Genomic DNA, 9,577 nt, shown 5'->3' with positions numbered 1-9,577 from the left:
ATTTCGTGCTGATCCTGGGATTCAAGGAGGGGCACGACGGCGCGGTCGTGGCGATCGAGGACGGCAGGCTGCTGTTCTCCATGGAGGCCGAGAAGGACTCCTTCCCGCGTTACGACACGCTCACCGCCGAGGTGCTGTCCAACGCCGCCGAACGACTGGACCGGCTGCCGGACGTGGTCGCCGTCGGCGGCTGGGTGAAGGGCGCCTTCTCGGTGGAACCGCCCTCGCGTACCGGCTACTTCGGTGTCGGGCCCGGCTCGGTCACCGACCGCGCGGGAACCTTCTTCGGCCGTCCGGTCCGGATGTTCTCCTCCAGTCACGAGCGCTCGCACATCATGACCGCGCACGGACTGGCCCCGCTGCCGCCCGGGCAAGCGCGGTACTGCTTGGTCTGGGAGGGCAACATCGGTTCCTTCTACCGCGTGGACGAGCGCGGTGAGGTGACCCACCTGCGCCAGGTGATGGCCGACCCCGGCAACAAGTACGCCTACCTGTTCGCGCTCGCGGACCCGGGATTCCCCGCGAACAAGGGACTTCTCCGGCTGCAGGACGCGGGCAAGCAGATGGCGCTGACCGGTTTCGCCGAGCCGGGCCCGGCGAACCGGCAGGAACGCGAGCTGATCGAGTTCGTCCTGGAGCAGGACGGCATCATTCTCAACCTCGGCAAGGACGAACTGCGCTGGTCGCCGTTCCACGACATCGGGGTGGAATCGCAGGAGTACAAGAACCTGGCCGCGCGGATGTCCGACGCCATCTTCGAACGGTTCCACGACTACGCGGCGGAGACGCTGACCGAAGGCCTGCCACTGCTCATCTCGGGCGGCTGCGGACTCAACTGCGAGTGGAACCGCCGCTGGCGTGAGTGCGGCCTGTTCCCCGAGGTGTTCGTGCCGCCGTGCCCGAACGACAGCGGGTCCGCGCTGGGAACCGCGATCGACGCGCAACTGTTCTACACCGGTTCGGCCGAGGTGTCCTGGGATGTCTACGCGGGGGACGGCTTCGTCCAGGACACGGTGTTCGACGCGGCGTTCTTCCACAGCCGGCCACTGGATCCGGCGGAGGTGGCCGCGTTCCTGGCCGAGGGCAACATCATCGGCTGGGCCCGCGGCCGCTGGGAGATGGGTCCGCGCGCGCTGGGCAACCGGTCGATCCTGGCGGCACCGTTCACCGAGGAGACCACCAGGCGGCTGAACGCGATCAAGCAGCGAGAGGGATACCGGCCCATCGCACCGATCAGCCTGGAGTCCGAGGCCGCCCGCTGGTTCGAGGGGACGATCCCGGATCCGTACATGCTGTACTTCAGCCAGGTCCGCTCCGGCGAGCTGGCGGCGGTGACCCATGTGGACGGTACCGCCCGCGTGCAGACGGTGACCCGCGAACAGAACCCCGCCCTCGCCGCCCTGCTCACCGCCTTCGGCGACCGCACCGGATTCAGCGTGCTGTGCAACACCTCCCTCAATTTCTCCGGTCGCGGCTTCATCAACCGGACCAGTGACCTGATCGAGTACGGCGAGCAGCACGGTCTCGACGGCTACGTCGTCGAGGACACCTTCGTGACCCGGCGGCAGTGACCGCAGCCCGACGGATTGATGGGAACGATTCGCACCATGAACCAGAAAGCCAGCACGCGCCAGGAGACGCAGCCACTGAGTGGGTACCGCGGTGACGCCGGGTACTTCCGCTTCGAGGAACGGACCGAGTTCGATCCCGAACTCGTGCTGGACGTCCTTCGCGGCAGGAGACTCGGCGTGATCTTCCGCGGGGTGATCCCGGCGAAAGCGCAGCGGGCGATCACCGATCGGTTCTGGGCCAGTCCCGCCCGGAGGCACCGTCCCGGCGAGCCCTCGCACTACGTCGGCTCGTACCACTGGAACAAGTCGGTCGAGACCTACCTCGCGGAGAGCGAGGCGGTGCGGGTTGACGTCGAGAACGTGCTGGATGTGCCCGACTCGCCCTGGGCGTCCTTCCGGGACGGTGTGTCCACGGCGCTCGCCCGGCACGGTGCCACCCTGCGGGTCGCGCGGATGCACGGCACCTCGGCCGGCCCCGCGCTGATCCGGGCCTGGACCGGTGCGGGCGCGTTCTCCCTCGCCCCGCACGACGACGCCGCCCAGTGCAAGGATCCGCGGCAGGCCGGGTTCGAGATCCAGCGGACGCTGGAGCACGAGGTGTGTGCGGTGAACATGTGCGTGGAGCACGAGCAGGGTGGGCGCCTGGTGATCTGGAACATCCGCCCTGACGACCCGAGCCGGGACGAACTGGGGCTGCGCGACACCGGATTCGGTTACCCGGCGGACGTTCTCGCCGGTTTCGACGAGATCCGCCTGGACATCCGCCAGGGTGATGTCTACGTATTCAACGGCGCCCACGTGCACGCCGTCGACGCGACCGAGGGCAATCGCACCAACGTGTCCTGCCTGATCGGCTTCACCGACGACCGGACGGTCGTCACCTGGACCTGAGGGCGCACGGCCCGCGGCGATCTCCGGGAACGCCCCCGGGAGTGACTCATAGCCATAGGCTATGACCACCGCGCGGTTTCCCGGCTACCGGCGGCCGGCTGGCCGAACCAGACTCGCCGTATGCACACCACAGCGCATCCCCGGCGGGTGCGCCCGCTGTTCACCGCGGTAGCCATCACCGGTACCGGGGTCGCGCTCGCCTACCTGGTCGGCTCGGTGGTGCCGATGGTCAGCGCGCTCACCGCGGCCGTGCTGCTCGGTGTCGCGGCCGGTTCCTCGCCCGCGTTGCCGGAGACCGCGCGGACGGCGATCGGCACGGTCACCAAGCGGCTCCTGCGGGTGGGCGTGGTCCTGCTGGGGCTGCAACTGGCCGTGCCCGCCGTACTGGAAATCGGGCCGGGAATCCTGCTGGCAGTGCTGCTCACAGTGGGGATCGGCTTCCTCGGCACCGTCGCGCTCGGCAGGCTGATCGGTGTGCCACGCGGTCTCGGGCTGCTCGTCGCGACCGGTTTCTCCATCTGCGGGGCTTCCGCGATCGCCGCGATGGAAGGGGTGGTCGAACGCGAGGATTCCGACGTCGCCACCGCCGTCGCGCTGGTCACCTTCTACGGCGGTCTGGCCATCGCCGCCGTCCCGCTGATCGGCGGCTGGGCCGGCCTCACCGACGAGCGGGTCGGCGGCTGGGCCGGACTCGGCGTGCACGAGGTCGCGCAGGTCGTCGCCGCGGCCACCCCGGCCGGCGCGGCCGCGGTCGCCATCGCCGTGGTGATCAAACTCAGCAGGGTCGTGCTGCTCGCACCGATCGTGGCGGCCGTCAGCATTCACGAACGCCGCCGCACGTCCGCGGCGGAGAGCGGACGGGCGCCGCTGGTGCCGCTGTTCGTGCTGGGTTTCCTGGCGATGGTCGCGCTCCGCAGCACCGGGATCCTGCCTACGGCGGTGCTCGATCTGGCGAAGGTCCTGTGCACCCTGCTGCTCGCCGGTGCGCTGTTCGGACTCGGCTGCGCGGTACGGATCGGCAGGCTGGTGCGCGCCGGGGGACCGGCGCTGCTGCTCGGCCTGTTGTCCACCCTGCTCGTCGGCGGCGTCTCCCTCGGCACGCTGACACTGTTCGGCTGAGCTTCGGGCACGGGCGGGCACGTACTGTGCGAAGGACCCGCACCGGCGTACCGCAGGGAGTTGACGGATGACGCCGCCCCGTGTGCTCGTGGCGCCCGACAAGTTCAAAGGTTCCCTGCCCGCGGCCGGTGTGGCGGCCGCCGTGGCGTACGGCCTGCGCGAACATCGCGAGGACCTGGACGTCGCCGAATGTCCCGTCGCCGACGGTGGCGAGGGAACGCTGGACGCGGCCGTCGCCGCCGGTTACCACCGGGTTCCGGTGGTGGCGACCGGGCCCGCGGGGCAGCCGGTCGACACGGCCTTCGCCCGGCTCGGTACCCGGGCCGTCGTCGAACTGGCCGACGTCTCCGGCCTGGCCCGCTTGCCCGGCGGACGGCCCGCCCCGCTCACCGCCGGGAGCACAGGGACCGGCGAGGTGATCCGGCACGCGCTGGACGCCGGATGCCGGGATCTGGTGGTCGGGCTCGGCGGCAGCGCCTGCACCGACGGCGGCTCCGGCCTGCTCAGGGCGCTCGGCGCGCGACTGGTCGATTCGGCGGGCGGCGAACTGCCTCCCGGTGGCGCGGCGCTCGCGGACCTGGACCGGGTCGACCTGGCCGGCCTGGACCCCCGGTTGCGGGACGCGACGCTCACCGTCGCGAGCGACGTCGACAACCCGCTGCACGGTGCGGACGGCGCCGCCGCCGTGTACGGACCGCAGAAGGGCGCGACGCCCTGGCAGGTGGCGTTGCTGGATGCCGCGCTCACCCGGTGGGCGGACCGGGTCACCGCGGCGCTCGGTACCGAGGGCGCGCACCGGCCCGGTGCGGGGGCCGCCGGAGGCGCCGGATACGCACTGCTCTCGGTTCTCGGTGGACACTTCCGGCCGGGCATCGACACCGTGCTGGAGCTCGTCGGCTTCCACACGCTGGTGCCCGGCGCGGCGCTGGTGGTCACCGGTGAGGGCGCCCTGGACGAGCAGACCCTGCGTGGCAAGGGACCGGCCGGGGTCGCTCGCGTGGCGCGTAGTCACGGAGTCCCGGTCGTCGCCGTCGCCGGGCGCAGCGACCTGTCCCGGGAATCCCTGGCGGCGGCCGGGATTCTCGGTGTGTACACCCTCACCGACCTGGAACCGGATCTCGCCGTGTGTATCGCCGAGCCGGTGCCGCTGCTGCGCCGCATCGGGGCGGCGATCGGGGCGGACCGGCTGTCCGGCGTGCGGCCACCGGGCTGAACGCGCCACCACGACAGCCGTCCGAGCCGTCCTGCTGTCCGATGTGGATGTTCGGGGCGGCGGGGTTCGCCCTCGGAGTCACGCCGGATTCAGCCCGGGGCCAGCGCGGTGAGCGCGGCGGTCGCGGCGCGGGCGACGAGCGCGTCCTCGTACTCCGCGTCCTCGGCCCGCCGGTCGGACATGACGGCCATTACCACCGGCGCGCGGTCCGGTGGCCAGAGCACGGCGATGTCGTTGCGGGTCCCGTGATCGGCTGCCCCGGATTTGTCGCCGACCACCCAGCCGTCCGGCGCACCGGCAGCGATGAGCGTCTCGCCGGTCGTGTTGGTCCGCAGCAACTCGGTGAGCACCGCTCGCTTGTCCTCCGGCAGGGTGTCGCCGAGGGCGAACGCGCGCAGACTGCCCGCCAGTGCGCGTGGGGTGCTGGTGTCCCGCGGATCGCCCGGTGCGGTCTCGTTGAGTTCGGTTTCCGTCCGGTCGGACCGGCTCGTCGCATCGCCGATGCCGCGCAGGGCCGCGGTGAGTCCGTCCGGCCCGCCGATCTCCGGCAGGAGCAGGTTCAGCGCGGTGTTGTCGCTGTACCGCAGGGCCGCGTCCATCGCCTCCCGCAGGGTCATCCCGGTGTCCACGTGCCGCTCGCTGACCGGCGAGTGCGGCACCAGGTCCCCGGGGCCGAAGCGCACCCGCTCCTCCAGTTCGCCGAGCGTGTTCCGCTGGAGCGTGACTCCGGCGGCGAGAGCCTTGACGGTGGAGGCGAAGGCGAATCTGTCGTCGGCGTGGAAGGCGAGTTCGCGACCGGTGCCGGTGTCCACCGCGTACACGCCCAGCCGGGCGTCGAACTCCCGTTCAAGGCCTCCGAAGACGTCCGGGGTGGCGGCCGCGGAGGTCGGCGGTGCAGCGGCGGGGCCTTCCGCTCCGGGTGCGGTGGGGGCGGCGCACCCCGGCAGCAGGAGGCAGGTCAGCGCCGTGGCCGCGGCCCGGCGGAGACGCGCCGGGGACTCTGTCGGTCGGATCATGATCGTAGTCTGGCCGGTTCTGCCGATCCGGTCGAAGACGGAATCGATCGGTTCGATGCGGTATCGGCATACGATGGCCGGGTGGATCTCATCGGCTGCTGCCGGGCTTTCGTGCGGGTGAGCGAGACCGGCAGCTTCACCCGTGGTGCCGCGGCGGCACGGATACCCCAGTCGGTCGCCAGCCGCCGGGTGGCGGCGCTGGAAAGGCACCTCGGCGAGCGGCTGTTCGACCGCACGGCCCGCCGGGCCCGGCTCACCCCGTTCGGCCGGGAGATGCTGCCCTCGGCGCGCCGCCTGGTCCGGCTGGCGGAGGTGCTGGAGCAGGACGCGACACGGGCGAGGCTCCGGCCGGTGCGGCTGGCCGTTCCGGAGGTCTGCACCACCCGCGGGCTCGTCGATCTGGACGTCGAGGCGCGGGCACACGAACTGTTCCTGGAGTTCCGTCGAGCGCCGCCCGCCGAAAGGGCCGAACTGGTACGCGAGCAGGACGTACGCGCCGCGCTGGTCGCCGTGCCGGCGGAGGACGGCGTCTGGACGGTGCCGCTGGGCGTGGCCGGGGGCACCGCGTTGCGGCGCGGAGCTGTGTACCTGGAGTCCCTGCGGGTCGGCCGTTCCGGTGGCCCGCGCCGCCGGGTCTGGATCCAGCCGGAGGACGACGTCCCCCACGTTCGGGACGTCGTCACCCGGGGCGGTGACGCGGTGGGGCTCCCACCGGCCCAGGTGTCGGTGGCCGACGCCCTGACCTCGGCGGCGGCGGAGGTGCTCGGCTCCGCGGACCTGCTGCTGTGCTCCGCCGCGCAGGCCGGGGAACTGGGGCTGCGGTGGCGCCTGATCGGCGAGCTGCCCGGCCTCGCCCGCGGTTTCGATGCCACCGCCACGGCCGCGGAGGACGCCGAACGGCTCCGGACGCTCGTGTGGACCGGGATCGCCCGGTGCCTCGGCGTCCCGACGGCGGCGGAGGCGGCCGGGTGAACGCCGATCCGCTGATCCGGCGGTTGCGCTCCGACCTCGACGAGGGTGGCCTGCGCGGCTCGTTCCTGGTGCGCGACCTGGCCTCCGGCGAGGAGATCGGGATCGAGCCACAGCTGATGTTCCCGGTCGCCTCGCTGATCAAGATCCCGCTGGCGCTGGTCACCCTCGACCGGATCCGGCGCGGCGAGCTCGACGGAGCCGAGCGGTTACCGGTGGAGCCCGGCCGGATCACCACTCCCGGTCCGACCGGGCTGAGCCGGTTCCGGCACCCGGCCCGGATCGCCGTGGAGGACCTGGTGTATCTGAGCACGTCGGTCAGCGACGGGGTCGCGGCGGACGCACTGTTCACCTTGACCCCGCCCGCGGAGGTCACGCGGACCATCCGAGGGTGGGGCCTGCACGGGATCGTCGCCAGGCACACGATCAACGAGCTCACCACCACTCCGGCAGAGCGGCTCGAGGGCGGCGACGTGCATCTGGCCCACTCACTGGCGATCGGCGCGGGAACCGCGGGCCGTGGGCATCCGGTGGCCCAGCTCGACGTGAGCCGGGCGAACTCCGGCACGGCCCTGGCGTTCGCCGACCTGCTGGGGGAGGTGTGGTTCCCGTCGAGGATCGACGGCGGGGTGGCCGCCCGGGTGCGTGAGCTGATGCGGGACAACCTCCTGCGGCACCGCCTGGCCCCGGACTTCAGCTCGGATGCCTCGGCCTGGTCGTCGAAGACGGGCACCCTGCTCAACCTGCGGCACGAGGTCGGCGTCGTAGAGCACGCCGACGGGCAGGCGTTCGCCGTCGCCGTGCTCACCGAGTCGCGGGTGGCGGCGGCCGCCCAGCCCGAGGCAGAACTGTTGATGGCCAGGGTGGCCCGCACGCTACGGGACCATCTGCGGCACCAGTGAGGTATCCGGACGGCGCGACCGGAACCTTACTGCGCCAGCAGCATTCCGTGAAACACCCTATAAATCAGCAGACAAGGAAGGATAGGGAAGAATATGGTCCTTCGTGTGAGGCAGGATCTGCTGACGGCCGACGAGGTCGCCGAACTGCTGGGCCTGCACGTCCGCACGGTGCGCAACTACGTGCGGGACGGCAGGTTGCACGCCGTCCGGATCGGCAAGCAGTACCGGATCGCGCGTGCCGATCTGGAGGCGTTCACCGGGAGTCCGGCCGGGGAGGCGTCCGCGGGCCGCCAGGTGGAGGCGACGAGCATCGTCGAGGTGGAGTCCGTGGACCCCGGCACGGCGGACCGGGTCAGCACACTGCTGACCGCCGCTGCCTCCGGCCGCCCGGACCGTGCGCAGCGCCTGCGGGTGGACACGATCTACGACCCGCGGCGGGCGCGGCTGAAGGTCGTGGTCGTCGGAGACCTGAGTGCCACCGCGCACGTACTCGAACTGATCAACGCCATCGTGGAGGAACCGGGAACATGAGTGGGATATACCGATCCGAGGCCGGGGGCTTGCTGGTGCGTGAGCGATACCTGGCCAACCTGGCGTTGTGGCCGGTGGACAACGACCAGTGGCGAATACCGACCCCGGAAGGCGAGACCTTCGTCATCGCCTCCGGCCAGGTGACCGCTCCGCCACTGGTACTTCTGCACGGGTCGGGCAGCAACTCCGCGGAGTGGGCGAGCAGGATCCCCGAACTCGCCCGGCACTTCCGGGTGTACGCGATCGACATGATCGGCGAGCCCGGCCTGAGCGCCCCGTCCCGCCCGGACATGAATTCGGACGCCTATGCGCTGTGGCTGGACGCCGTGCTGGACCACCTCGAACTGGCCCGGGTACCGATCATGGCCTTCTCCCTGGGTAGCTGGCTGGCGGTGGACTACGCCACCCGGCGGCCCGAGCGGGTGGACCGCCTCTCGCTGTTCTGCCCGACGGGCATCGGCAGGCAGAAGAGGGGCTTCCTGCTCGCCGCGATCCTGCTGAACTCGCTCGGACGCTGGGGCAAGCGCAAGACCGTGACGGGGATGCTCGGCCCGGGCGTGCCGGCGATGGAGGCGGCGGAGGCCGAGGCGTTCCTCGACCAGGTGCTGCTGGTGTCGCGACACTATCGGTACCGCAGCGAGGAACTGCCGGTATTCGGCGACGTGACGCTGCGCAGGCTCACGATGCCGGTGCAGGTCTTCGCCGGCGAACGCGACGTCCTGTTCGACGCCGTGGGAACCGCGCGGCGGATCGCGGCGACCGTGCCGCACGCGACGGTGCGGCTGCTGCCCGGGGTCGGCCACGTGGTCCCGCCCCGGCCCGAGGCCGAACTCGCCTTCCTGGCCGGCGCCGCGCCGGGGGGAGTCGCGTGAGCGGAAGAGCCGGGGCCGGCACGGCAGCCGTTGCCCGGTGCGGTCGCGTGGCGGTTCAGCGGTCGCGCCGACGGTCCGGCAGCCGCGGTCCGGTGCGCCCGAGTCGGCCGTAGGCCTCGGCGACCGCCGCCAGTCCTTCGACGGCGACGTCCTCGGCGTGTTCGAACTCGGCCTCGGTACGCGCACCCGCGAGCGCGGCTCCGGCGGAGAGCCAGCGCTCGCGTGCCGTGCGCAGCAGCGCGGCCGCCCGAGGATCGTCCAGCTGTTCGGCGGCGACCACGGTGTCCTCGACGTAGTGGCCGAGCTGGTGGTACCGCGACCGGGCGGCGACCGCCTCGTCGTTGCTGCGCAGCGCCCGCTTCCTGCGTCCGGTCAGTACTGGTACCAGCGCGCCCGCCGCCACCAGCGCCACCGCGATTCCGATCCAGATCCAGGTCACCGGATCGCCCCTTCCAGTTCGGTCAGTTCGCGTTCCACGGCCGTGAGCTCGGCG

10 protein-coding genes are annotated in these 9,577 nt (G+C 71.8%); 8 read left to right on the top strand and 2 right to left on the bottom strand.

Annotation, left to right across the window (positions count from 1 at the left end; genetic code table 11):
• The first annotated feature begins 5 nt into the window (after positions 1-5).
• The 4 genes from CFN78_RS18210 (at position 6) to CFN78_RS18195 (ending at position 4,794) form a co-directional block, all read left to right on the top strand.
• The gene (locus CFN78_RS18210; RefSeq protein WP_094864045.1) at positions 6-1,571 is read left to right on the top strand and encodes a carbamoyltransferase C-terminal domain-containing protein; all 1,566 of its coding nucleotides are present in this window, start codon (positions 6-8) and stop codon (positions 1,569-1,571) included.
• A 36-nt stretch (positions 1,572-1,607) separates the two neighbouring features.
• Positions 1,608-2,462, top strand: coding sequence for a 2OG-Fe(II)-dependent halogenase WelO5 family protein (locus CFN78_RS18205; RefSeq protein WP_094864044.1), 855 nt, complete (start codon positions 1,608-1,610; stop codon positions 2,460-2,462).
• A 120-nt stretch (positions 2,463-2,582) separates the two neighbouring features.
• A complete protein-coding gene (locus tag CFN78_RS18200; protein ID WP_094864043.1) occupies positions 2,583-3,581 on the top strand; it encodes a YeiH family protein in 999 nt (332 codons plus the stop codon).
• A gap of 67 nt (positions 3,582-3,648) precedes the next feature.
• A complete protein-coding gene (locus CFN78_RS18195; RefSeq protein WP_094864042.1) occupies positions 3,649-4,794 on the top strand; it encodes a glycerate kinase in 1,146 nt (381 codons plus the stop codon).
• A gap of 89 nt (positions 4,795-4,883) precedes the next feature.
• Here CFN78_RS18195 and bla read toward each other — a convergent pair whose 3' ends face one another.
• On the bottom strand, positions 4,884-5,810 hold the full coding sequence (bla, locus tag CFN78_RS18190) for a class A beta-lactamase (RefSeq protein WP_094864041.1): 927 nt from the start codon (positions 5,808-5,810) through the stop codon (positions 4,884-4,886).
• Positions 5,811-5,891: 81 nt separating this feature from the next.
• On the opposite strand from bla, the gene CFN78_RS18185 reads away from it, so the two are divergent.
• From CFN78_RS18185 to CFN78_RS18170, 4 genes are all read left to right on the top strand, one after another.
• Positions 5,892-6,782, top strand: coding sequence for a LysR family transcriptional regulator (locus CFN78_RS18185; RefSeq protein ID WP_094864040.1), 891 nt, complete (start codon positions 5,892-5,894; stop codon positions 6,780-6,782).
• On the top strand, positions 6,779-7,681 hold the full coding sequence (locus CFN78_RS18180) for a serine hydrolase (RefSeq protein ID WP_094864130.1): 903 nt from the start codon (positions 6,779-6,781) through the stop codon (positions 7,679-7,681). The genes CFN78_RS18185 and CFN78_RS18180 overlap by 4 nt, the downstream gene beginning before the upstream one ends.
• 105 nt (positions 7,682-7,786) lie before the next feature.
• Complete coding sequence (locus CFN78_RS18175; RefSeq protein WP_165777609.1) at positions 7,787-8,212, top strand: helix-turn-helix domain-containing protein; 426 nt, start codon at positions 7,787-7,789, stop codon at positions 8,210-8,212.
• The gene (locus CFN78_RS18170) at positions 8,209-9,084 is read left to right on the top strand and encodes an alpha/beta fold hydrolase (protein ID WP_094864038.1); all 876 of its coding nucleotides are present in this window, start codon (positions 8,209-8,211) and stop codon (positions 9,082-9,084) included. The genes CFN78_RS18175 and CFN78_RS18170 overlap by 4 nt, the downstream gene beginning before the upstream one ends.
• Before the next feature lie 55 nt (positions 9,085-9,139).
• On the opposite strand, the gene CFN78_RS18165 is transcribed toward CFN78_RS18170, so the two are convergent.
• Positions 9,140-9,523, bottom strand: coding sequence for a hypothetical protein (locus tag CFN78_RS18165; protein WP_094864037.1), 384 nt, complete (start codon positions 9,521-9,523; stop codon positions 9,140-9,142).
• Positions 9,524-9,577: the final 54 nt, after the last annotated feature.

Origin of the sequence: Amycolatopsis antarctica (assembly GCF_002262875.1) — a bacterium.
Classification (GTDB): domain Bacteria; phylum Actinomycetota; class Actinomycetes; order Mycobacteriales; family Pseudonocardiaceae; genus Amycolatopsis; species Amycolatopsis antarctica.
This window is presented reverse-complemented; position numbering and strand designations above follow the sequence as displayed.